We start from the raw sequence: 23,355 nt of genomic DNA on the forward strand, positions 1-23,355 counted from the left end.
CAGGGGGGCGCGCGGCGATCCGCCTGCGCGTCCCACGACCTGACGGAGGGGGCGGCATGAGCGCCGGCCCCTCCGTCCCCGGTCCCGAGGAGCCCCGCGCCGGCCGCGCGCCGGGCGAGGGCGTCTTCGGCGAGATCCCCGAGCTCGCCGAGCCGAAGCCCGACGTCATCGCGCCGCCGTTCCCGGCGCTCGACCGGGCGATGGGGGCGCTGGCGCGGGTCTGCATGGCCGTCGCGGGCGTGCAGATCGTGGCGCTGGTGCTGCTGATGGGCTGGCTGGTCTTCGGGCGCTACGTGCTCAACGACACGCCCACCTGGATCGAGCAGCTGGCGATCCTGCTGATCGCCTGGATCACCTTCCTGGGCGCCGCCGTCGGCGTGCGGGACGAGAGCCATCTCTCGATCGACTTCATCCGAGAGAGCCTGCCCCCCGTGCCCCGCGCGGCGCTGCGGGTGCTGGCCGACGTGATGGTCGCCGTGTTCTGCGGGCTGATGACCTGGCAGGGCTGGAAGCTGGTCGGGACCAACCTCGCGCGCGAGATCCCGATGCTGGGCCTGCCCGAGGCCTGGCGCTACGCCGCCCTGGTCGCCTTCGGCGCCCTGGGCCTCCTGTTCGTCGCCCTGCGCCTCGCGCAGCGGGCCGTCGCCCCCACCCGGAGCCTGCCATGGGACTGACGCTTCTGTTCGGCGTCTTCGCGCTGGGCCTGATCGCCGGCGCGCCGGTGGCCTTCGCGCTGGGCCTCGCGGCCGTCGCCTGCTTCGCCTACGAGGGGCTGCCCCTGTTCGTGGCCTTCCAGCGGATGATGTCGGGGGTCTCGACCTTCTCGCTGCTGGCGATCCCGTTCTTCATCTTCTCGGGCGAGCTGATGCTGCATGGCGGCATCGCGCGCCGGCTGGTGACGCTGGCCGCGGCCGCCGTCGGCTCGGTGCGCGGCGGGCTCGGCACGGTGAACGTCGCCTCCTCGATGCTGTTCGGGGGGATCTCGGGCTCGGCCGTGGCGGACACCTCGGCGCTGGGCTCGATCCTGATGCCGGTGATGAAGGAGAAGGGGTACGACGCCGACTATGCGGTGAACGTGACGGTGACCTCCTCCATCGCCGGCATCGTGATCCCGCCCTCGCACAACATGATCCTGTTCGCGGTGGCGGCGGGGGGCGGGATCTCGGTCTCGAACCTGTTCCTGGCGGGCGTGATGCCGGGGATCCTGATGTGCCTGTGCCTGATGGCGGCGGCCTACTGGGTGGCGGTGCGGCGCGGCTACCCGGCCGAGACCTTCCCCGGCTGGCGCGCCCTGGCGCTGAGCTTCGCCGACAGCCTGCCGGGCCTGATGACGGCGGTGATCATCGTCGGCGGCGTGCTCTCGGGCGTGCTGACCGTCACCGAGTCCGGGGCCTTCGGCGCGCTCTACGCGCTGGTCGTCACCGGCGTCGTCTACCGGGAGCTGACCTGGACCGCCTTCCGCGCCGCGGTGGTCAGCGCGGTGCGCACCACGGCGCTGGTGATGGTGCTGGTCGGCTGCGCCTCGGCCTTCGCCTACATGCTGGCGCTCTACCGCGTGCCCGAGCAGCTGACCGACCTGCTGATGGGCATCTCGCAGAATCCCATCGTGATCCTCCTGATGCTGAACCTGATCCTGCTGGCGCTGGGCATGGTGATGGACATGGCGGCCCTGATCCTGATCTGCACGCCGATCTTCCTGCCGGTGGCGACGGGCATCGGCATGGACTCGATCCAGTTCGGCATCATGATGATGATGAACCTCGGGCTGGGCCTCTGCACGCCCCCGGTCGGCGCCTGCCTCTTCGTGGGCTGCGTGATCGGCGGCATCCGGATCGAGCAGGCGGTGCGCACGATCTTTCCCTTCTACGTGGCGGTCTTCGCGGCTCTTATGCTGGTGACCTACGTCCCCGCGATCTCGCTGGGGCTGCCGAGCCTGTTGCTGGAGTGAGCGGATGAAGCTGAAGCGCCTGTTGATCACCGGGGCGGCCGGGGGCCTCGGCCGCCTGGCGCGCGAGCGCCTCGGCGGTCTCGCCGAGACGATCCGCCTCTCCGACGTCGTCGAGATGACGCCGGCGGGCCCGGGCGAGGAGGTGATGACCTGCGATCTCGGCGACTTCGAGCGGGTGCGCGAGGTGGTCGAGGGCTGCGACGCGATCCTGCACCTGGGCGGCGTCTCGGTGGAGCGGAGCTTCGCCGAGATCTCCAACGGCAATCTCACCGGGCTCTACCACCTCTACGAGGCGGCCCGGAAGGCGGGGGTGCGGCGGGTGCTGTTCGCCTCCTCCAACCACGCCATCGGCTTCCATCCGCGCGAGCGGATGCTGGACGCCGACAGCCCCTTCGCGCCGGACAGCCTCTACGGCGTCTCGAAAGTGTTCGGGGAGGCGGTGGCGATGCTCTACTGGGAGAAGTTCGGGATCGAGACGGCGCGCGTGCGCATCGGCTCCTGCTTCGCCGAGCCGCGGGACCACCGGATGCTGGCGACGTGGCTGTCGCCCGACGACTTCGTGCGGCTGTGCGAGGCGGTGTTCCGCGCGCCTCGGCTGGGCTGCCCGGTGATCTACGGGGCGTCGGCGAATGCGGAGCGGTGGTGGGACAACTCGAAGGTCGGCTACGTGGGCTGGGTCCCGCAGGATTCCTCCGAGGCCTTCCGCGCGAAGCTGGACGCGGCGATGACGCCGCCGGCGGTCGACGATCCCGCGAACCGCTACCAGGGGGGCGGGTTCGCGGCGGCGGGGCACTACGAGGACTGAGCGGACTGCAGGCGCCCTGCGGGCGGGCTTGGCTGGCGGGCGCCCGGGGCGAGGGGGCGCTGCGAGACGCGCAGGCCGCTCCGGAACTCACCCAAGAACAAGCCCCGCGCCTGTCCTCCGGATCCGTCCATCGCTGAAGATGCCTGAGCGACTCGCCCCCTCCGGTCAAGGACAAGCCGCGCTGCGCGCGGTCGCTTCGCGATCCTTGACCGGAGGGGGCGAGTCGCTCTGATCGGCATCAGCGATGGACGGCTCCGGAGAACAGGCGCTCCGCGAGGGCCGCCGGCGTGGCGCGCCGGGCGCCGGGGACTGCGGGCGTCAGGCAGAGGGGGCGTCGGCGGCCTCGGCCAGCAGCCAGTCGCGGAACAGGCGGACGGATTCGCGGGGCGGGCCCTCGGCGGGCTCCACGAACCAGTAGGCGCCGCGGGAGCGGATCGGGCGGCCGACCTGCACCAGGCGGCCGTCGGCGAGCTCGGGGCGCACGAGGAAATCGGGGGCGAGCGCGAGGCCCACGCCGGCCTGGCAGGCCTGGATCACCAGGGCGAACTGCTCGAACGCCATGCCCTGCGCGGGGGCGGCGGGCAGGGCGTGGGCGGCGAACCAGTCCTGCCAGTCGTGGGGGCGCGAGCGCATCAGCAGCTTCGGGGCCTCGCGCACCGCCTCCGCGCTCAGGCCCCCGGCGGCGCCGGGGAAGGCGGGGGAGGCGACGGGGATCACCGTCTCGGCCATCAGGGGCGTGAGGCGGGCGCCGGGCCAGTCCTCGGCCCCGTGGTGAATGGCGGCGTCGATGCGCTCGGCGGCGAGGTCGAAGCGGCCGATGCGGGTGGCGAAGGCGATGGTGACGTCGGGATGCGCGGCGGCGAAGCGGGGCATGCGGGGCATCAGCCAGCGGGTCCCGAAGGTCGGCAGCAGGGCGATGGTCAGGGAGCGGCGGCCGGAGTCGGTCATCAGGCCCAGGGTCGCGTCGCGGATGCGGGAGAGGGCGGGGGCGACCTCGCGCGCATAGGCGGCGCCTTCGGGGGTCAGCGCCACGCGGCGGGTGGAGCGTTCCAGCAGGCGGCGGCCGAGGTGGTCCTCCAGGGCGGCGATCTGGCGGGAGAGGGCGGACTGGCTGAGCGAGAGCTCGGCGGCGGCCTCGGTGAAGCTGCCGAGCCGCGCGGCGGCTTCGAAGGCGCAGAGCGCGGTGATCGAGGGGTAGAGGCGGCGCGGGTGGCTCATTCTTGCGATTGTTGCATGAATGGATGCGGGAAACAAATTTCCGGCGCGGGCTCGGGGGCTGTATTGAGACGCAAACCGCAATGCCCGGAGGGAAGCCATGACCGCGCAGCTCAAGCCCAAGGATCGTCCGTCGCAGGCGTCGTTCGTGTGGGAGGACCCGTTCCTGCTGGCCGACCAGCTGGAGGAGGACGAGCGCGCCCTGATGGACGCCGCCCACGCCTTCGCGCAGGAGAGGCTGGCGACCCGCGTGACGAAAGCCTTCCTGGAGGAGACCTCCGAGCCCGAGATCTTCGCCGAGATGGGCGAGATGGGGCTGCTCGGCTCCACCATCCCCGAGGAATACGGCGGGATCGGCGCGGGCTATGTCTCCTACGGCCTGATCGCGCGGGAGGTGGAGCGGGTGGACTCGGGCTACCGCTCGATGATGTCGGTGCAGTCCAGCCTGGTGATGTACCCGATCTACGCCTACGGCTCCGAGGAGCAGCGGAAGAAGTATCTTCCGGGCCTCGCCGCTGGCACGCTGATCGGCTGCTTCGGGCTGACCGAGCCCGAGGCGGGCTCCGACCCCGGCGGCATGAAGACCCGCGCCGAGAAGATCGACGGCGGCTACCGGCTGACCGGCGAGAAGATGTGGATCTCGAACGCCCCCTTCGCCGACGTGTTCGTGGTCTGGGCCAAGTCCGACGCCCATGGCGGCAAGATCCGCGGCTTCGTGCTCGAGAAGGGGATGAAGGGGCTCTCGGCGCCCAAGATCGAGCAGAAGCTGAGCCTGCGCGCCTCGATCACCGGCTCGATCACGATGGAGAACGTCGAGGTCGGAGAGGACGCGCTGCTGCCCAACATCGAGGGCCTGTCGGGTCCCTTCGGCTGCCTCAACCGCGCCCGCTACGGCATCGCCTGGGGGGTGATGGGGGCGGCGGAGGACTGCTGGTTCCGCTCGCGCCAGTACGGGCTGGATCGCAAGCAGTTCAACCGGCCGCTGGCGAACACGCAGCTGTTCCAGAAGAAGCTCGCCGACATGCAGACCGAGATCTCGCTGGGCCTGCAGGCGGCCCTGCGGGTCGGGCGGCTGATGGACCGGGCGATGGCGGCGCCGGAGATGATCTCGATCATCAAGCGCAACAACTGCGGCAAGGCGCTGGACATCGCGCGGATGGCCCGGGACATGCACGGGGGCAACGGGATCTCGGCGGAGTATCACGTGATGCGCCACGCGATGAACCTCGAGACGGTGAACACCTACGAGGGCGCGCATGACGTGCACGCGCTCATTCTGGGCCGGGCGCAGACCGGGCTGCAGGCGTTCTTCTGAGGACGCGGCGCCCGCGTTGCGGGCATTCCTTCGCCTCGGCCCTTGCGGGCCTCAGGAGGGCCCCGCTTCGGCGGGGCCTTCTGCGCTTCGGGAACCCACCCGAGACCAGGCGCTCCCGGCGAGGCCTGGGGCGGGGGCGCCGCGGGGGCGCGATTGACGACCGGTCGGCAGGCAAATAGCGTCGCGGGCGGTGGAGGAGCGCGGCCGGGTCCTGCGGGGGTCGGCGGCAGCAGAAGGAGGGCGCGCGTGAGCGAGGACCCGCGGCGGATTCCGGTCGTCATCGGCGTCGGACAGGTCAACGATCGGCCGGAGGACCCCGAGCAGGGGCTCGACTCGCTCGGCCTGATGGTCGAGGCGCTGCGGCGCGCGGATGCGGACGCCGGCGGCGGCTGGCTGGCGCGGCTGGGATCGGTCGCGGTCGTCGACCAGATCTCCTGCCCGGGGCTCGGGAACCTGGCCGAAGGCGTGGCGACGGCGCTGGGCGCCCGGCCCGCGCATCTCAAGGTCACGCCGGGGCCGATGGGCGACGGACCGGTGACGCTGCTCGCCGAGGCCGCCAACCTGATCGGGCGCGGCGAGGTCGAGGTCGCCGCCGTCACCGGGGGCGAGGCGCTGAGGACCGCCGCGCGCCGGGCGGCCGCCGCAGGGGGCGGGGACGCCAACGCCTCGCGCGCCTCCTCGGAGCGGCGCTCGAAGGGGATGCTGCGCGCGCGCTACGGGCTGACGGCGCCGGTGGACGTCTATCCGCTTTATGAAAACGGCTGCCGCGCGGCCTGGGGGCAGAGCCTTGCCGAGGGCCAGGACGAGAGCGCGCTGATCTGGTCGCTGATGTCCAAGGTCGCCGCCGAAAACCCCGACGCCTGGCTCAGGAAGCCGCTGGAGCCGGCCGACATCCTCTCGCCCGAGGGCGGCAACCGGCCGATCGCCTTCCCCTATTCCAAGCTGATGGTCGCCAACGGCTCGGTCAACCAGGGCGCGGGCTTCATCGTGGCGAGCCTCGCCGCCGCCCGCGAGGCGGGGATCCCGGAGGAGCGGCTGGTGCATGTCGGCCTCGCCGCGCGCGCGCAGGAGGATCCCGACATCCTGCGGCGCGACCGCTACGACCGCACCGCGACCATCGAGGTCTCGATCCGCAAGACGCTGGAGAAGAACCGGGTCGAGGCGAAGGACCTCGACGCGGTGGAGCTCTATTCCTGCTTCCCCTGCGTGCCGAAGATGGCGCGGCGCGTGCTGGGCTGGCCGGCGGAGAAGCCCGCCACGGTCTATGGCGGGCTGACCTTCGGAGGCGGGCCGATCGGCAACGTGATGAGCCATGCGCTCGCCGCGATGGTGGAGAAGATCCGGGGCGGCGCGAAGCTGGGGCTGGTCTTCGCCAACGGCGGGCACGCCACCTACTCCTGCACCATCGTGCTGGGGCGCGAGCCGATCCCGGGCGCGTCCTTCCCCGCCGAGTTCGACCACCAGGCCGACGCCGACGCCCTGCGCGACCCGGTGCCGGAGCTGGTGGAGAGCTACCAGGGCCCCGCCACGGTCGAGACCTACACCGTCTTCTACGGCCGCGACGGGGCGCCCCGGAACGGGGTGATCGTGGCGCGCACCGCCCAGGGCGCGCGCACGGTCGCCCTGGTGCCCGGCGAAGACGCGGCCGCCATCGCCTGGCTGACCGACGGCGCGCAGGAGCCGGTGGGCGCCGCGGGCGAGATCGTGCCGGGGACCGCGCCCGCCCCCGACGGCGGCGCGCCGCTGCAGGTCTGGAAGCGGGCCGGCTGAGCCGCGCCCGCCGCCCCGCGGCCCGATGATCGGCGCGCGTCCCCCAAGGGGGCGCGCGCGCCCCTGAAAAAACCAGGACCGCCCGGCTGCGCCGGGCCGCCAAAATCAAGAACGCCCGGCTGCGCCGGGCCGCCAAAATCAAGAATGCCCGGCTGCGCCGGGCCGGGGCCCGGCCGGATCCGGGCGGGAGGAAGACCATGGCTCGTTTCGAGGGCAAGATCGCGCTGATCACCGGCGCGACCGGCGGCATCGGTTCCGTCACCGCGCGGCGGATGGCGGCGGAGGGCGCGAAGCTCGTGCTGCAGGACCTGGAGGAGGCGCCGCTGAAGGCGCTGGCGGCCGAGCTCGGCGGGGCCGAGATCGCGCCGGGCGACGTCGCCGAGCCCTCGGTCATGCAGGCCGCCGTCGACAAGGGCATGGCCGCCTTCGGGCGAATCGACTGCGCCTTCCTCAACGCCGGCGTCGAGGGGCCGATCGCGCCGCTGGAGGAGGGCGACGTCTCGGCCTTCGACCATGTGATGCGGGTCAACGTGCGCGGGCCCTTCGTGGGTCTGGCGGCGCTGTTCCCGGCGATGAAGGCGACGGGGGGCTCGGTGGTGATCACCTCCTCGACCGCCGGCCTGCGGGGCGCGACGGGGCTGTCGCGCTACACCACCTCGAAGCACGCGGTGATCGGGCTGATGCGCACGGCGGCGCTCGAGGGCTCGGCCCACGGCATCCGGGTCAACACCGTGCACCCCGCGCCCATCGACACCCGCATGATCCACGCGCTGGAGGAGGGCTACGGCAAGGGCGACCCCGAGCGCGCCGCCGCCGCCCTGAAGGCCGCGATCCCGCTCGGCCGCTACGGCGAGCCGGAGGAGGTCGCCGCCCTGGTCTGCTGGCTGCTGTCGGACGAGGCGAGCTTCTGCACCGGCGGCCTCTACCAGGTGGACGGCGGCTCGACCGCGGGGGCGCGGCGCTAGGGCGCCCCGTCCTGCAGGGCGCGCGCCCGGCGCGCGCGCCGGTGCAACCGTTGCGCGAAGGTTCATTTGCCGTAGCGTCGCGGGAGCGTATCCTCTGCCCACCAGAGCGCCCGGAGAGGCCGTAGGGGAGTAGGATTCGATGAAGAGAGCGATCGCGATGATGACGGGGGCGTTGCTCGCCCTCCCGGCGGCGGCGCAGGCCCAGTCCGACGCCCAGGACGACATGGCCGCGAAGGTCCGCAGCCTGGCGCTGGCCATCGGCAACGCCTACGCCTGCACCCCCGAGGACGGGCGGACCACCTTCAAGGAAGAGGCGCATCACCTGTTCGACCTGATCGTGCAGGACGTCGGCTCGGACCTCGCCTTCCTCTACGCCACCGGCGTCGGCTACGGCTCGGCGGTGGAGGCGTCGGAGATCGACTGCCCGGCGATGCTGGAGCAGTGGGAGGGCATCCGCACCGACTACGACCTGAAGGCCGAGGAATGAGACGCCTGGTCCTTTCCGCAGCGGCCGCCTGCCTTGCCGCAAGCGCGGCGGGGGCGGCCCCCTCCTCGGGCGCGGCGCCCGGGGCGGCGGACGGAGCCGCGCCGGCCCTCTTCGCGCCGCTGGCGATCCCGGGGATCGCCGAGGCGCCCGATCCCGCCGGCGAGATCCTGCTCGCCAAGAAGTCCGGCAAGGGCAAGGGCCCCGGCGCCCGGCCCGGAAATCGCGGCGGCGCGCCGGTGCGCAAGCCCGGCTCGGGCCGCCACGGCGCCGGCGTGAACTACAAGAGCGGGAACAACATCGTCGTGAACCGCGGACGGCCGGGCTACAACGGCTATCGGCCGGGCGGCGGGCGCTACTACTACGACGACGACGACAACGACGGGCTGGCCGGCGCGCTGGTCGGCGGGGTCATCGGGCTCGGCGTGGGCGCGGCCATCGCCAACTCGAGCGAGCCCCAGAACACCTGCGTCGACAACAACGGCGACGGCGTCTGCGACGCCTACTGAGCGTGCGCGCGCGCCCGGGCCGCTCCGGCCCCGGGGCGCGCGTCGTTCCGGCCGGGATCAGTCCGCGATGCGGGTGATCTTGGTGCCCTCGATCCCGGCGCCGGCGAAGAAGCCCCGCTGGTCGACGAAGAACACGTAGACCCCGTCCTGGTAGGTGGTGGTCGAGAGCTTGCCCGCCAGCATCGCGTCGTCGGCGTAGACGATCGAGGGGCCGACGCCGACCTCCCAGCCGTCGGTGTCGTCGAGATAGGCCAGCGAATTCTCGGTCATGAACACCATCACGTAGCCGAAGCGCTGGATCCCCGCCTGCAGGCCGTAGCTGACGGCGGCCGAGCGGTAGACCCCGGCCGTCGCGCCCTCGACGCGCAGGATGCCCTTGCCGGTGGCGCCGCCCAGGATCAGGCCGCCCTTCACGATCTCGGGGAAGATCAGCAGGCCGGCGGCGCCGTCGAACATCTCCTGCGTCACGGGCTGGGTGGCGATCAGGCGCTCCATGGTGCGGTCGGCCTGGGACTCGAGTTCGGACAGGCTCTGGGCCATGGCCGGAGCGGGCGCGGCGGCGGCGAGCGTCACGGCGGCCGCGGCGGAAAGAACATCGCGTCGGTTCATCGGTTTTCTCCCCCTGGGGACGCGCCGCGGAGCCGGAGCTCCGCGGCGCGGCGGCGGTCAGTGACCGCCCAGCACCAGCGTGCGGACCGGCAGAAGCAGGGTCTGCGCGCGCAGGATGGCGGCGTGGATGATCGCGACCGTGTCGACCACGTGGTAGAACACGAAGGTCGTCAGCGGCAGGTCGGGATCCTCCAGCTTGGCGTGGTTCGAGGTGTAGGCGTTGGCCACGCAGCGGCTGCCCAGCGTCACCTTGCCCTTGTCCGCCTCGTAGAGCGGGGACATGAACACCAGCACCGTCCCCGGCGAGCGGTTGGTGGTCACGTCCGCGAGGTTGTCGGTCGGGCGGAACTGGCCCGAGGACATCACGTCCTGGATCTCGGAGACGAACACCGGGATCACGTCCATCGGCAGGGACGGGCAGGTGATCTCGCCGATCATGCCGACCTTCAGCACCTGGGTGGAGATCTGGTCGAAGCCGGCGACGAACTGGTCGCGGCCCGCCCCCTCGGGCACCAGCAGGCCGGCGGAGCGGATCATCGGGTTGACCACGTCGCCGGGGCGCAGGGTGAACTGCTCGAGCCGGCCGGCGGTGCCGGCGACGACCGTCGACTTGTCGATCTGGACCTGCGCCTCTTCGAGCTGCGCCTGGGCCGAGGCCTTCTGCGCCGGGATCTGGACGGTGAGCGTCTTCTGCGCCGTCTCGAGCTGGGCCTGCGCCGCGTCCACCTGGCCCTGGGCGCTGTCGACGCGCGCCTTGAGGCTGTCGAGCTCGCGCTGGGCGACCACGTTGGGGTTGCGCTGGTTGAGCTCGACGTTGCGCTGATACTCGATGTTGGCGAGGTTCAGGGCGCTGTTCGCGGCGTCGAGCTGCGCCTGGGCGGCGTCGATCTGGGCCTCGGCCAGCTCGGCGTTGGCGTCGAGCTCGGCCAGGCGACTGCGCGCGGTGGCCGCCGCCGCCTGCTGGGCGGTGTCGTCGAGCTTGAACAGCGGCTGGCCCGCGTCGACCTGCTGGTTGATGCCGACGTAGACCTCTTCGACCCGGCCGTTGCGCTCGGGCAGGATGGTGACCGTGCGGAACATCGAGGTCACGTTGGTCGACGACGGGTGGTAGAAGAACACCAGCGTGATCAGCGAGACGGTGAGCAGCAGGCACAGCGTCAGGCCCCAGCGCAGCTCGTACCAGACCGAGAACAGGGTCAGCTCGCGGCCCCAGCGCTTGCCCTGGACGTAGCGTCGGATCAGGTAGTCCGGCAGGATCGTGACGCTGGAGCAGAACATCAGCTCAAACATTGCGGTCCTCCCGGGCCGGGGTGGAGATGGCGGCCGCGTCGGGCTCCGGCTGGGCCGGGCCCGCGGGCTGCGCGGAGGTGGGCGCGGCCGACCAGGCGGGCGGCGCGGTCTCGGGCGAGGGCGCCTCGCCCTTGGGATCGAGGCGCGCCGCGGCCACGCCGAGCGCGTCGGCGATCTTGTTCAGCGGCGACAGGAAGTCGGGGATGTTCAGCGCGGCGAGCAGCAGCGCCCCCACCCAGAACACCGAGTTGTGGGTGAACAGCGCCAGCAGCGCCATGATGCCCACCAGCTGGAACTGGGTGTGGCTGGCGCGGTGGGCCATCTTCTCGGGGATCGCGTGCAGGTGGAAGTAGATCAGCCCGATGCCGACGACGACCGCCAGCAGGAACAGGCCGACGATGAACAGCATCTGGTCCGGCTGGCCGGGGGGCGTCGCGAAATAGGGGATGGCCTCGAGGGCGACGCCGTGCGTGTCGGCGAGGGCGGCGTCGGGGGTCGGATCTGCCAAGGCGGGTCTCCGGTGGTCTTGCGTCCGGCCGGCGGCGCGCCGGCGCGGATCAGGGGCTCGGGATGAGACCGGGCGAGCCCCCCCGGACACGCCCGAGCGCCGGTCCGGCCGCTGGCGCGGCCGGGCCGGAGGGGGTCAGCGGGAGTCGGCGGGGGCGCCTCCGGTCCCGGTCTGCTGGTCGGCGGCCTGGGCGGCGGCGGCCACCGCGGCCTGGCCCTTGGGCGAGTCGGCGGGGATTTCCTCGCCCTCGTCGTCGGTGACGCGCACGCGCACCTCGCGACGGGCGAACTCGATCCCGGCCTCGTCGAAGGCCTTGTTGACGCGATTGAAGATCTCCTTGCGGAGCACGAACTGCCGGCCGGGGCGGGCCATGAACTTGCCGCGGACCACGACGCCCACGTCGTCGAACTCCAGCACGCCCTGGCTCTTGAACGGTTCGATGAAGTCGGCCTTGAACTCGGGGACCTCCATCATCTCCTGGCCGATCTTCTTGAAGATCTTCTTGATCTTGTTGGGGTCGGTGCCGAAGGGCACGGTGAAGCGCAGCTTCATGATCACCCAGTCGCGGCTGTAGTTGGTGACCTTGGAGATGTCGCCATAGGGGATCGTGTGCACCGCGCCCAGGTGGTGGCGCAGCTGCACCGAGCGGACCGAGATCTTCTCGACCGAGCCCATGGTGCCGCCGACGTCGATGAATTCGCCGGTGCGGAAGGCGTCGTCGACCAGGAAGAACAGGCCCGAGACCACGTCCGACACCAGCTTCTGCGCGCCGAAGCCGATGGCCAGTCCGAAGACCGAGGCGCCGGCGATCAGCGGCGCGATGTCGACGCCCGCCTGGCTGAGCGCCAGCATCACCGTGAAGACGGCGATGAACGACAGCGCCGCCCAGCGCATCAGCGGCAGAACCGTGGCGAGGCGCGAGGCCGAGGCGCCGCCGCCCTCCGTGTCGACGTCGCCGGGCGCGGCGGCGTCGCCCGTCGCCTCGCGGCTGAGGCGGGTGAGGAACTGGATGTTGACCAGCTCGAACAGGATGTAGCCCACGGCGGCTATGGTCAGGAAGCGCATCACCCCCGCCGCCACCGGCGCGCCCACGCCGTCGGCGGCCAGGCCGAACAGCGACAGGCCCCAGGCCTTGGCCAGCAGCAGCACCAGCCCGACGTAGACGAAGACCCGGCCCATGCGCAGGTAGGCCCGCGCCACGCGCCCGCCGGCCGCCTGCGCCGCCTGGCCCGTGCCGGTGGCCCCCGGCGCGAGCCGCAGCGACAGCGCCCGGATCAGGCTGTCGATCGCCGGCACGCAGAGCACGATTATCACCCCCATGCGGGCCTGCCCGCCCATGGTCGCGGGATCGCCCAGCGCCAGGATCAGCTCGGCGATCACCCATTGCAGGACGATCAGCGCCACCGCCAGCCGCGGCCAGACATGGGGCCAGGAACCGGGCGTCACCGGCTCGCCCGGGGCGGTCATCATGCCCGAGAGCGTGTTGCGCCGCCGCCAGGTGAAGGTGGCGGAGACCACGACGAACAGCAGCCCCAGCCAGAAGAACCAGCCGTCGGCCGGGTCCTCGCCCGCCATGCGCATCAGCGCCGTCAGGCGCGAGAGCACGGCCAGCAGCACCGCGAGGCCCACGTAGCCCCGCCAGGCGTCCCGCGCCTCGGCGTCGGAGGCCGTCATCAGGCGCAGCTCCGGCCGGTCGGGCGACAGGCACAGCGTCAGCGCCGCCACGAACAGCGGCACGTTGATGCCGGCCGCGGCCAGGATCAGCCAGGCGATCTCGCGCGGGGCGTCGGTCTCGAAGACGGCGGGGAACGCCAGCGCCAGCACCAGCCCCGCGCCGACCGCGAAGCCCAGGATCCCCGCGAGCGAGATCGCGAACCGGCGCAGGGCCGCGTGCAGCCGGCGGCCGGGCGACAGCGCGTAGCGCGGCTCCGGCGGGGGCGGGGGCGTCGCCTGAGGCTCGGCGGCGGCCTCGGCCAGGGTCTCGGGCGGCAGGGGCACGGCCGCAGGCTCGGGGGCCGGCCCGGGCGGCGTCTCGACGAGGACGCGGAGCGGGGGCTCGCGCCAGGCGGCGGCGACCGCGCGGCGCACGCCGAGGTTGGCCGCGACGCCCACGGCGCCCGCCAGCGCCGTCAGCGCGATCAGCAGCATCGCGCCGCCGAAGCCGCCCTCGATCCCGAAGATGGCGAAAGTGTCGATCAGCGCCCGGAAGCGGGCGCCGAGGTTGAAGACCTGGTCGATCAGGTGCCCGCCCACCGCGGCGGCCGCATCGGCGAGGCCGGGCGCGCCCGCCTCGGCCGCGGCCTCCTGCGCCTCGGCCTGCGCCACCGCGTCGAGCCGTTCGAGCAGAAGGCCGCGGACCTCCTGGTCGGACAGTTCGGCGACCAGCGCGCGGGCGGCCTCGGGGGTCAGGGGATCGGGCAGGGCGGGAGGCGGCGTCTCCTGCGCGGCCGCCGCCAGGGGCGCGAGCAGGATCGCGGCGAGAAGGACGGGCCATGCCGCCCGTCGGCCGGACCGGGGCCCGGGATCGCGGAATCTGCGCATGGCGGTCTCGACACTCCCCTCCCGGAGCTGGGCGTCCGCCGGTTCCCCGGCCGCCGCTGCTCCGCCATCCAGTCCGCGGACCTTATCCAAGCGTCAGCGGAGCGGCTAGTCGGGTTTGCGTGATCTCCAAGGCGCGGCCCCGATTTCGCGCCGGGAGTCGCGCGAGGGGCGCAGCCGGGGGAAAGCGTTGCAAAACAAGGGCTGCACGCCGCGCGGCACATGGTAAAAGATGTCGCAGGCCCCGAGTCTCTCCTGCCCCGGCCGGAGGCGGGTCCGCGGCGCCGGCATGCCTCGGCCGCGCGCGACGCGCACCGGGGCGAGGGAGAGGGCTTCGAGATGTGGGACACGACCGCCCTGCGCGGGACGCTCGCGCGGTTGGCCGGCGCAGGGGCGCTGGCGATCGCGCTGGCCGGCGCGCCGGCGCCCGGGGGGCTGCGCGCCCAGAGCGACGATCCCGTCGAGACCGCCGAGCCTGAGGCCGTCGCCGAGGAGGATCTGCTGAGCGAGTCCGAGCTCGACGATCTCGCCGCCCCCGTGGCGCTCTATCCCGACGCGCTGCTGACCCAGGTGCTGGTGGCCACGACCTTTCCGCTGGACGTGGTGAAGGCCGGGCGCTGGGTCGGGGACAACGCCGACCTCGCCGCCGACGCGCGCGACGACGCCGCCGGGGGGGAGGGCTGGGACCCCTCGGTCGCCGCGCTCGCGGCGGGCTTCCCCAGCCTGGTGACCCGGATGAGCGACAACCTCGACTGGACCCAGGCGATGGGCGACGCGATGCTGACCCAGAGCGACGACGTCCTCGACGCCGTGCAGCGCCTGCGCGCGCAGGCCCAGGACGTGGGCAACCTCGACAGCAACGACGCCCAGACGGTGACGGTCGAGGGCGACGAGATCTACATCGAGCCGACCTCCGAGGAGGTGGTCTACGTGCCCGCCTACGACGCCCAGGCGGTCTACACCCAGTCGAGCGGCGGCAAGACCGTGGTCTACGACGACGGCGACGACGGCTGGGATTCCACCGACATGCTGCTGACCGGCGGCATCGCCTTCGGGGCGGGGATGCTGGTCAACGAGATCTTCGACGACGACGACGACTGGAACGGCTACTGGCGGCCCGGTCCGCCGCCGATCCGCTGGGGCGGGGGCGGCTTCTACCCGCGGCCCTGGGCGCCGGGACGCGGCCCGACCCGGGTGAACGTGGGCAACCGGGTGAACATCGACGTGGACCGCGACGGCCGCTGGCGCCCGGACGACCGCCGCCGCGACGACGCGCGCGACCGGCTGGCGCGCCGCGATCCCGGCGACCGCCCGCACCTGGGCGACCGCAACGGGATCAACCGGCCCGGCGGCCTGAGCGGCGGGCGCTCCGGCGACCGTCCCGGCGGCGGGCGCCCGAACCTCGAATCCTCGATCCAGGACCGCCTGCAAGGCGGGGGCGGCGACAACCGTCCCAATCTCGGAGGCGGCGGCGGGAACCGTCCCAACCTGGGCGGGGGCCGCGGCAACGATCGTCCGAACCTCGGAGGCGGCGGGACCAATCGGCCCAACCTCTCGGGCGGGGGCGGAAACCGGCCCAGCCTGGGCGGCGGCGGGGCGAGCCGGCCGACCCTCTCCGGCGGGGGCGGGCGGCCCGCCTCGGGCGGCGGTCTCTCGCATCTCAAGAACACCTCGAGCAGGGGCGGCAAGGCGGCGATCCAGGCCAAGCGGCCCGCGCCCTCGGCCGCGCGGCCGAAGCTGCCCAGCCACAAGCCCGCGGGCGGCGGCCTGTTCTCGGGCGGCGGCAACGCCGGCACGATGAAGAAGGCGCAGAACCGCGGCGCCGCCAGCGCCGGGCGCGCGAAACTGCCCGTCGGCGGCTCGCGCGCCGCACGCGGCGGCGGCGGCGGCGGACGGATGGGAGGGCTGCGGCGATGACCCCGAGGAGCATGAGCCTGATGATCCGGTCCCCTGCGATCCCCGCCGGTCCCGGCCGGTCCCTCGCCCCCTCCCCTGCGCCTGCCCGCGCCCGCGCCCGGCCGCTCGCGCGCGCCGCGCTGGGCCTGGCGCTGGGCCTCGCCTGCGCAGGCGCGCTGCGCGCCGAGCCCGCCGCCTACCCCTCCCCGCGCGAAGCGCTGGAGGCGGTGGTGGCCGCCGTCGAGGCCGCCGACCGCGACGCCCTGCTGGCCGTCTTCGGACCCGAGGCCGAGGACGTCGTCTTCACCGGCGACCCCGCGCAGGACCGCGAGAACTGGAGCCGGTTCCTCGCCGACTACCGCGTCTCGCACCGGCTGAAGGTCAGCTCCCAGGGCTGGGCCAACGTCTACATCGGCGAGGACCAGCACCCGTTCCCCGCCTCGATCTACCGCAACGAGGACGGGACCTGGGCCTTCGACGCCGAGGAGGCCCGCGACGCGGTCCACCTGCAGCGCATCGGCGCCAACGAGCTGGACGTGATCGCCCTGATGCACGCCTATGTCGGCGCCCAGGCCCGCTTCCGCCAAGTCGACTACGACGGCGACGGCCAGCTCGAGTTCGCGGCCCATGTGCTGAGCGACGCCGAGACCCGCGACGGCCTCTACTGGCCGCCGACCGAGGGCGCGCCCGACAGCCCGATCGGCGACTTCATGGCCCGCGCCTCGGCGGACGGCTACGCGGTCGGCGACGCGGTCGAGGCGCCGGAGCCCTACCTGGGCTACTACTTCCGGGTGCTGACCGGGCAGGGCCCATCGGCGCCCGGCGGGGCGATGAGCTACCTGGTCAACGGCCAGATGCTCGCCGGCCACGCCCTGCTCGCCTTCCCGGCGGACTACGGCGGGACCGGGGTGATGAGCTTCCTGGTCGCCGAGAACGGCGTCGTCCTGCAGGCCGACCTGGGCGAGGACACGCTGGAGCGCGCCGACGCCGTCGAGCTCTACGACCCCGACGCGAGCTGGTCGCCCGCCGACTGAGACGGGTCTCCGGGGCGAGGCTGGAAACGGGATCGCAGGCCGGCGCCGCGGGCGCCGGCCCGGGGCGTTTCACGCCTGCGCCCGCGGGAAGGTCGGTTCTATGAACTTATCGATTGACGTAGGGTTTGGACTCGATTCGGCGAACTGACCGCGAGATTGTCTTGAACTCGGACACCAACCACTGGTCGCGTCCGCCCTGGACGGGGAGCGGGGAGCGCGGGGCGCTGACCTGGCTGCAGGCGCTGGACCGCATGTCCGGCGCCCGGATCCTGTGTCTGGGCGAGCTGCACGACCGCGCCGACATCCATCTGTGGCAGCGCGACGTGATCGAGGGGCTGCTGCCGTTCCGCTCCGACATAGTGGTGGGGCTGGAGATGCTGCCGCGCTCGGCCCAGCCGGCGCTGGACGACTGGACGGCGGGGCGGCTCGGCTTCGCGGCCTTCCTGGAGGCGGTCGACTGGGGCTGCGCCTGGGGCTTCGATCCCGCGCTCTACGCGCCGATCTTCGACCTCGCCCGCGACCGCGGCCTGCGCCTGCGGGCGATCAACGTCTCGCGCGGGCTGGTGCGCCGGGTGGGGCGGGAGGGCTGGGAGGCCGTGCCCGAGGCGGCGCGCGAGGGGCTGACCCCCGCCGCCCCCGCCAGCGCCGCCTACCGCCGCCGCCTGTTCGAGACGACGGGCGGGCGGCGGCCGGATCGCGCGGCGCGCGGGCCCGAGGATCCCGCCTTCGACGGTTTCGTGCGCGCCCAGCAGGCCTGGGACCGCGCCTTCGCGGAAGGCCTGGCCGAGGCCTGCCGCCTGCCCGGCGCGCCGCTGGCGGTGGGGCTGATCGGGCGCGGCCATCTCGAGGGCGGGCTGGGCGTGCCCGAGCAGCTCGCGGCGCTGGGCGAGGACGGCGTGCAGGTCGCGCTGACCGCCGACGCGGACGAGCCCGCGGCCCCCGGCCTCGCCGACCTGGTGTTCCGGCTGCCCCGGGACGGCCGCTGACCGCGCGGGGCCGCGGCCGGGCGCGCCTTGGCCGCAGCCGTCGGCCGCGGGCGGATCAGTCGCTCATCTTGCGCTGGCGGCGGGTGATCTTGCGCCGGCGGAAGCCGGGCTTGGAGGCGATCCCGTGGGAGCCGCCGCCGCCGAAGCCCTTGCCGGGGCCCTTGCGCTTGCGTTGGGCGCGGGGCTTGGCGCCGGCCCGCGGCTCCTGCCCCTCGCGGCCCTTGCGCTTGTCCCGCCGCACCTGAATCGCGGCGGCGCCCTTGAGCAGGTGGTCGATCGCCTCGCGCGCCTGCGCGTCGGTCCAGGTGTCGGTGCCGACCTCGGGATACATCGACAGGTCGTCCCCGAAGACGAAGGGCGAGCCGTCGTCGAGGGTCCAGGCCTCGGCCAGGCGGGCGTTGGAGTCGCTCCAGTGGCCGAGGAAGGCGGCGGCGTCCGCGCGCGAGGGCAGCAGCGCCCCCTCGTTCGAGGCCGCGTCGCGGATCGCCTTGAAGGACTCGCCCCCGATCCCGGCGGCCTTGGCCGCGAGCGAGATCAGCAGGCGCTCGCGCCCCACGGCGGCGTTGCGGCGCACCGGCTCGTCGCCGACCTCGATGTCGATCCCCGCGCGGGCGAGGAAGTCGGCGACCGCGTCGCCGTTCTTCAGCGCCGCGGGATCGAACAGCGCCACCTGCATGTTCTCGCCGCCGAAGGCGCTGCGCCACATCTCCAGCTTGGCGTGGTAGTCGAAGAGCTGCGCGAAATGCGGCTGGTGCGCGGGCAGGGCCGACATCTGGAAGCCGTAGAACCGCGCCGCGGGCCGGCGGGGGGCGGCGGCGATCACCTGCTTGCGGTGCGACAGCGCCAGGCGGTCCTGGCGGCGCAGGTAGGCGATGACGCTGATCCGGTCGAAGCGCGAGCGGGCGATCCTGGCGAGGCGGGCGATATGCTGCGGCTCGTGCAGCCAGAACAGCAGCTCGCTCGACAGGATGCAGGTCGGCGCCTCGGGCTGCAGCAGGGCGTCGGCGGCGTCCTCGCGCAGCCGGGTCTGGAACTTCTCGCCCTTGCCCAGCGTCCTTGCGATGGTGTTGGCGTTGCCGGCGGGCCGGCCGATGGAGTTGGTCTGCAGGTAGGCGACCCCGGCCTTGCGCAGCGCCTCGCTTTCCCGGGTCAGCACGTGCTGGATCGAGGTCGTCCCGGTCTTGTGCGAGCCGATGTGCAGGATCAGGTGCGCCATCCGTCGTCCTCTTGTCCCAGTTCAGCGCAGCCCCGGGCCGCGTGCCAGCCGGTTGGCACGCCCCATACCACGTGTCAACGCGCCCCCCGCCGCAGGCCCCGCCGGTTCAGGGCGCCGGCCGTTGCGGCATGATACCGTTGCCGAGCGGGCACGGCGAAGCCTCGCGAAGACGTGAGCGGCGGCCGCGGGCGCCCGGCCTCAGCGCCGCGGGAACGCCGGGCTGACCAGCTGGGCGCGCAGGTGCTTGGCGATGCGCTCGGCCCAGCGCCGCCGCCAGACGCGCGGGCTGGCGAGGAGCCCCAGGACCGCCAGCGCGAAGGCGCCCGGCCGCCCGCCGGGCCCCAGCGCCACGGGGCGCGGCCAGCGGCCGATGCGGCGCGCGATCCAGGCGTCGCGCTCGGCGTTCACGTCCTGCCCCGCCGCCCGGGCGCGGGAGACCAGATGCGCCCCGATCGGCCGGCGGTGAGCCATGGCGGCGGCGTCGATGATGGCGATGCGCCGCGCAGGGGCGTCCACGTGATGCTGCCAGACGAAGTCCAGCCCTTTCGCGGCGGGCCGGTCCTTCATGTCGGGCATCGCGGCGGCCAGCACCTGCGGCGTCAGCAGGGGCGCCATCAGCTCGACGAAGTTCGTGCGCCGCAGCCGGGTCAGCGGGTTGCGCACGGTGATGTAGTGGGAGAATTCGCTGTCCGGCGTCAGGGCGGGCTGGGCCAGCGCCAGGTCCTCCGCCTCGGCGATCTCGAGCAGCCGCGCGACCGTCGCCGCGTCCGCCTCGATGTCGTCGTCGGGCAGCCAGAGGCGGGGGGCGCGGGCCAGCAGCTCCGGGCGCTCGGCGAGGATGTCGTGCAGCACGTCCCACTTGCCGCCCTCGCGCGGGATCACCGCGTCGGGCTCGAACTCGGCGAGGTCCGGGATCTCCTGGTAGGGCGAGAGGATCAGCTCCCAGTCCCGCGCCGCCCGCGGGGTCTTGGCCCAGCCGGAGACGCGGTGGTCGGCGCCGAGGCGCAGGATCACCACCGCGCGGGGGGCGGGAGGGCGTGCGGCGTGCGGTTCGGCGTGCGGTTCGGCGTTCGGGGCGGTCATCGCGGGCTCTCGAACAGGCGCGCCCAGGCTTCGGGGGCGCGGGCGGCCTCGGCGCCCTCGCGCCAGTCGGCCAGCGCCCGGCGCAGCCGCAGGCGGTAGCGTAGGCTCGCCCACAGGCTGCGCGCCAGCAGCGACAGGGCGACCCTCCGGCGGGGCGCGTGCAGGCGGAACCAGGTCCCGGCCGGATCGCTGCGCACATGCGCGCGCGCCAGCGTCGCGCCCGGCAGGGCCGCCTTCTCGTGCACCAGCGCGAAGGGCTCGCGCCTGGGCGCCGCCAGCGCCAGCGTCGCCAGCGCGAAGCCGCGCGCATGCGCGGCGGCCGAGACCGGCCCCGGCGGCTGCGCGATCACCGGCAGCCCCTCGGGCGCGGCGTCGAGCGGCTGCGGACGCAGCCCGGGCGCGAGCGCCGCCACCTCGGCATGGATCTCCTGCGGGGGGCGGGCGAACAGCGCCCGCGGGCCGCCGAGGAAATGGCGCAGCGCCAGCAGCCGCCACTCGGCGGTCGCGTAATCGTGGGAGAGGGCCGGCGTCAGCAGCCGCTCCAGCACGTCGAGCGCGCGCGGCGGGTCGCCCGGGTCATGCAGGGCCGCGTGGATCAGCCGGTTGCGCAGGTCGTAATAGTGCTGCCAGGACGTCGCCTTGGCGTAGAACGGCTCGTGCCAGACCGAAAGGCCCGGCGGCGTCGCCGTGGGCGCCCCGGCCGCCGTCAGCCGCCGCGAGAGGTCGAGGTCGTCGCCCCGCAGGAACAGCGGCGGCGGCAGGCCGGCGGCGCGCAAAGCGTCGAGCGGCAGGGCGAAGAACCACCAGCCGTTGAACTCGACCGGCTGGAGCGCGGCGAAGGGCGCCAGGCCCTCGGCCGTGGCCAGGTCCGCGCCCTGGGCCGCCGGCCGGATCACGCCGAAGCGGCCCACCGCCGCGCCCGCCTCATGCACCAGCGTGGGCGCGCGCAGGTCCAGCATCGCGCCCCCCAGCGCCCGCGGCTCGCGCAGCAGCGCCAGGTGGTCGACGGCCCGGCCCAGCATCCGTCCGTCGAGGCGGATGTCGTCGTCCATCAGCAGGTGGTGGGTCAGGCCCGGGGTCGCCAGCGCCTCGGTCATGGTGCGGACGAAGCCGCCGCAGCCGCCGAGGTTGGCCTGCTCGATGAGGCTCACGCGCGGGTCGGCGGCGAGGCGCCTCAGCTCGGGGTCCGCGAAGGGCGCGCCCTGGTTGACCAGCCAGATCCGGGCGATCTCGGGCCGCGCCTGCGCCGCGCGCAGCGCCTCGGCCAGGGTCTCGGCGAGCGGCCCCTCCCGGTCATGGGCGACCAGCCCCAGCGACAGGCGCACGGGCCGGGGCGCCGCCTGCACCGCCCAGCGCGCGGCGCGCAGGCGCAGGGGGCCGGCGGCCCGGATCTCCGCCCACAGCCGCCCCTGGGCGGCGGCGGGGACGGGGAGGCGGACCGTCCCGCCCTCGACCTCGCTCCGCGCCAGGGCGACGGCGGCGGCCCCGGGCGCCCGGGCGTGCAGGACGACGGTCCCCGGGCCCTCCAGCGCGGCCTCGAAGGCGAGCGGCCCGGGCGCGCCATGGGCCCGCCACCAGGGCAGGGGGAAATGGTTGAACCAAGTGTCGAGCGACAGGGTCTCCCCCGCCTCCAGCGCGACCGGGAACCGCCCCGGCGCGCGGGCGCCGTCGGGTCCGTCTAGGCGCAGGTAGAGGGCCGGGGGCAGGCCGGGGGGCGCGTCCAGCGCCTCCCGGGCCGTGGTCCAGGCCGGGGCCGGGGCGTCCTCGGGGCGGGGTCCGCTCATCGGGGTCTCCGCCGCGGGGAGGGGGCAGGCGGGCGGCTCAGGCCGCCCGGCGCTGCGCGAGATAGGCCGAGGCGGCGTCCAGCGCCAGCCCGATCGTCACGTCCATGTCGAGATACTGGTAGGTGCCCAGCCGGCCCACGAAGGTCACGCCCTCGACCGTCGCCGCGCGCGCCTCGTAGTCCGACAGCATCTTCTTCTCCCCCAGCAGCCGGATCGGATAGTAGGGGATGTCGTCCGCGCCGCAATAGCGGGAGTATTCGCGGAACACGATGGTGCCCTCGTGCTCTTCCCACGGCGAGAAATGCTTGTGCTCCGAGATCCGGGTGAAGGGCACCTCGGGGTCGGGATAGTTCATCACCGCGCAGCCCTGGTAGTCGCCCTGCGCCCGCTCGCCCTCGAAATCCAGCGTGCGGTAGCCCAGCCGCCCCATGTCGTAGCCGAACCAACGGTCGAGCGGCCCGGAGTAGAAGACGTGGTCGAAGGCCTCGTCCTGCTCTTCCCACTTGGCGCCCAGCCGGGTCTCGATCAGCGGATGGTCGAGGATCTTCTCGACGATGGCGGTGTAGCCATGCTTCGGCATCCCCTGGTGGGGATGGTTGAAGTAGTTGTCGTCGTAGTTGAAGCGCAGCGGCAGCCGCTTGAGGATCGAGGCCGGCAGCTCGGTCGGGTCGATCCCCCACTGCTTGAGCGTGTAGCCCCGGAAGAACGCGCGGTAGAGGTCGTCGCCCACGAAGCGCAGGGCCTGCTCCTCGAAGCTCTGCGGGTCCTCGATGTCCATGCGGGCCTGGGACTCGATGAAGGCCTTCGCCTCGGCGGGGGAGAAGGTCTTGCCGTAGAACTGGTTGATCGTGTGCAGGTTGATCGGCAGCAGGTAGACCGAGCCCCGCACCGTCGCCTTCACCCGGTTCACGTAGGGCATGAACTCGCCGAAGCGGTTGACGTAGTCCCAGACGCGGTCGTCGGCGGTGTGGAAGATGTGGGGGCCGTAGCGATGGACCATGACGCCGGTCTGGGGATCGCGCTCGGTATGGCAGTTGCCCGCCACGTGGGGGCGTTCGTCGATGACGAGGCAGGGCAGGCCGGCCTCGGCCAGCTCCCGCGCGATCACGGCGCCGGAGAACCCGGCGCCCACGAGGCAGATGCGTCCCATGCGTCCCCACATGATATTTTGCGAATGGCCCCCGCTGAGGCGGCGCGGACCCTAGCAGCGGGGGTGGGGGGCGGCAACCGGGCGGGAGGCGAGCGCGCGCGCCGCCCGTCCGCCGGCCCGGGAGCGGCTCCGCCCGTCCCGGCGGCGGCGGGGAGGCGGGCTTCGGCCGGCGCCCGGGCCGCTCGCAGCCGGGGATCCGGCGCAAGGCGGCGGGCGCGCGGAGCGAGGCTGGCGGCGTGCTCTCCCCTCG

At 73.6% G+C, this 23,355-nt stretch carries 20 protein-coding genes; 11 read left to right on the forward strand and 9 right to left on the reverse strand.

Translation table 11 applies throughout. The features are described 5' to 3' along the window. Positions 1-56 precede the first annotated feature (56 nt). Genes BM064_RS23475 through BM064_RS23485 form a run of 3 tightly spaced genes read left to right on the forward strand, consistent with a single transcriptional unit; the run spans position 57 to position 2,753 of the window. The gene (locus tag BM064_RS23475) at positions 57-674 is read left to right on the forward strand and encodes a TRAP transporter small permease (RefSeq protein ID WP_218161115.1); all 618 of its coding nucleotides are present in this window, start codon (positions 57-59) and stop codon (positions 672-674) included. Continuing rightward, the gene (locus tag BM064_RS23480; protein ID WP_092864882.1) at positions 665-1,948 is read left to right on the forward strand and encodes a TRAP transporter large permease; all 1,284 of its coding nucleotides are present in this window, start codon (positions 665-667) and stop codon (positions 1,946-1,948) included. The genes BM064_RS23475 and BM064_RS23480 overlap by 10 nt, the downstream gene beginning before the upstream one ends. Positions 1,949-1,952: 4 nt before the next feature. Further along, positions 1,953-2,753, forward strand: coding sequence for an NAD-dependent epimerase/dehydratase family protein (locus tag BM064_RS23485; protein ID WP_218161116.1), 801 nt, complete (start codon positions 1,953-1,955; stop codon positions 2,751-2,753). A gap of 318 nt (positions 2,754-3,071) precedes the next feature. Here the strand turns inward: BM064_RS23485 and BM064_RS23490 are convergent, their stop codons facing one another. After that, positions 3,072-3,971, reverse strand: a complete 900-nt coding sequence (locus tag BM064_RS23490; protein WP_177236382.1) for a LysR substrate-binding domain-containing protein — start codon at positions 3,969-3,971, stop codon at positions 3,072-3,074. 97 nt (positions 3,972-4,068) lie between these two features. On the opposite strand from BM064_RS23490, the gene BM064_RS23495 reads away from it, so the two are divergent. The 5 genes from BM064_RS23495 (at position 4,069) to BM064_RS23515 (ending at position 9,011) form a co-directional block, all read left to right on the forward strand. Further along, complete coding sequence (locus BM064_RS23495; RefSeq protein ID WP_092864888.1) at positions 4,069-5,283, forward strand: acyl-CoA dehydrogenase; 1,215 nt, start codon at positions 4,069-4,071, stop codon at positions 5,281-5,283. 246 nt (positions 5,284-5,529) lie between these two features. Then, positions 5,530-7,053 (forward strand): acetyl-CoA acetyltransferase, encoded by a 1,524-nt coding sequence (locus BM064_RS23500; RefSeq protein ID WP_092864891.1) that lies wholly within the window; start codon positions 5,530-5,532, stop codon positions 7,051-7,053. Between the two features lie 197 nt (positions 7,054-7,250). Further along, complete coding sequence (locus tag BM064_RS23505; RefSeq protein ID WP_092864894.1) at positions 7,251-8,018, forward strand: SDR family NAD(P)-dependent oxidoreductase; 768 nt, start codon at positions 7,251-7,253, stop codon at positions 8,016-8,018. 139 nt (positions 8,019-8,157) lie between these two features. Beyond that, positions 8,158-8,505 (forward strand): hypothetical protein, encoded by a 348-nt coding sequence (locus tag BM064_RS23510; protein WP_092864897.1) that lies wholly within the window; start codon positions 8,158-8,160, stop codon positions 8,503-8,505. Further along, positions 8,502-9,011 carry a hypothetical protein gene (locus BM064_RS23515; protein WP_092864900.1) on the forward strand — a complete coding sequence of 170 codons (510 nt, stop codon included), beginning with the start codon at positions 8,502-8,504 and terminating at the stop codon, positions 9,009-9,011. The genes BM064_RS23510 and BM064_RS23515 overlap by 4 nt, the downstream gene beginning before the upstream one ends. 57 nt (positions 9,012-9,068) lie before the next feature. Here the strand turns inward: BM064_RS23515 and BM064_RS23520 are convergent, their stop codons facing one another. The 4 genes from BM064_RS23520 to BM064_RS23535 all read right to left on the reverse strand — a co-directional run bounded on the left by BM064_RS23520 (position 9,069) and on the right by BM064_RS23535 (position 13,959). After that, entirely contained in the window at positions 9,069-9,620 is a 552-nt protein-coding gene (locus BM064_RS23520; RefSeq protein WP_092864903.1) for a lipid-binding SYLF domain-containing protein, read from the reverse strand. Positions 9,621-9,677: 57 nt separating this feature from the next. Then, the gene (locus tag BM064_RS23525; RefSeq protein ID WP_092864906.1) at positions 9,678-10,910 is read right to left on the reverse strand and encodes an HlyD family secretion protein; all 1,233 of its coding nucleotides are present in this window, start codon (positions 10,908-10,910) and stop codon (positions 9,678-9,680) included. Next, positions 10,903-11,418: a hypothetical protein gene (locus BM064_RS23530; RefSeq protein ID WP_092864909.1), complete on the reverse strand. Its 516-nt coding sequence runs from the start codon at positions 11,416-11,418 to the stop codon at positions 10,903-10,905. Before BM064_RS23530 ends, BM064_RS23525 begins: the two co-directional genes overlap by 8 nt. Positions 11,419-11,553: 135 nt before the next feature. Continuing rightward, positions 11,554-13,959: a mechanosensitive ion channel family protein gene (locus BM064_RS23535; RefSeq protein ID WP_092864912.1), complete on the reverse strand. Its 2,406-nt coding sequence runs from the start codon at positions 13,957-13,959 to the stop codon at positions 11,554-11,556. Between the two features lie 336 nt (positions 13,960-14,295). Between BM064_RS23535 and BM064_RS23540 the strand changes: the two genes are divergently transcribed. The 3 genes from BM064_RS23540 to BM064_RS23550 all read left to right on the forward strand — a co-directional run bounded on the left by BM064_RS23540 (position 14,296) and on the right by BM064_RS23550 (position 17,872). Continuing rightward, positions 14,296-15,873: a DUF3300 domain-containing protein gene (locus tag BM064_RS23540; RefSeq protein ID WP_177236383.1), complete on the forward strand. Its 1,578-nt coding sequence runs from the start codon at positions 14,296-14,298 to the stop codon at positions 15,871-15,873. Beyond that, positions 15,870-16,886, forward strand: a complete 1,017-nt coding sequence (locus BM064_RS23545) for a DUF2950 family protein (RefSeq protein WP_092864918.1) — start codon at positions 15,870-15,872, stop codon at positions 16,884-16,886. The genes BM064_RS23540 and BM064_RS23545 overlap by 4 nt, the downstream gene beginning before the upstream one ends. A 161-nt stretch (positions 16,887-17,047) precedes the next feature. Continuing rightward, entirely contained in the window at positions 17,048-17,872 is an 825-nt protein-coding gene (locus BM064_RS23550) for a ChaN family lipoprotein (protein WP_245779266.1), read from the forward strand. Positions 17,873-17,927: 55 nt separating this feature from the next. Here BM064_RS23550 and BM064_RS23555 read toward each other — a convergent pair whose 3' ends face one another. From BM064_RS23555 to glf, 4 genes are all read right to left on the reverse strand, one after another. Continuing rightward, entirely contained in the window at positions 17,928-19,088 is a 1,161-nt protein-coding gene (locus BM064_RS23555; protein WP_092864921.1) for a hypothetical protein, read from the reverse strand. Between the two features lie 198 nt (positions 19,089-19,286). After that, the gene (locus tag BM064_RS23560) at positions 19,287-20,171 is read right to left on the reverse strand and encodes a DUF707 domain-containing protein (protein ID WP_092864925.1); all 885 of its coding nucleotides are present in this window, start codon (positions 20,169-20,171) and stop codon (positions 19,287-19,289) included. Beyond that, positions 20,168-21,955, reverse strand: a complete 1,788-nt coding sequence (locus tag BM064_RS23565; protein WP_092864928.1) for a glycosyltransferase — start codon at positions 21,953-21,955, stop codon at positions 20,168-20,170. The genes BM064_RS23560 and BM064_RS23565 overlap by 4 nt, the downstream gene beginning before the upstream one ends. Before the next feature lie 37 nt (positions 21,956-21,992). Then, positions 21,993-23,105 carry a UDP-galactopyranose mutase gene (gene glf, locus BM064_RS23570; protein ID WP_092864931.1) on the reverse strand — a complete coding sequence of 371 codons (1,113 nt, stop codon included), beginning with the start codon at positions 23,103-23,105 and terminating at the stop codon, positions 21,993-21,995. Positions 23,106-23,355 lie beyond the last annotated feature (250 nt).

Source organism: Albimonas pacifica, assembly GCF_900113695.1.
Classification (GTDB): domain Bacteria; phylum Pseudomonadota; class Alphaproteobacteria; order Rhodobacterales; family Rhodobacteraceae; genus Albimonas; species Albimonas pacifica.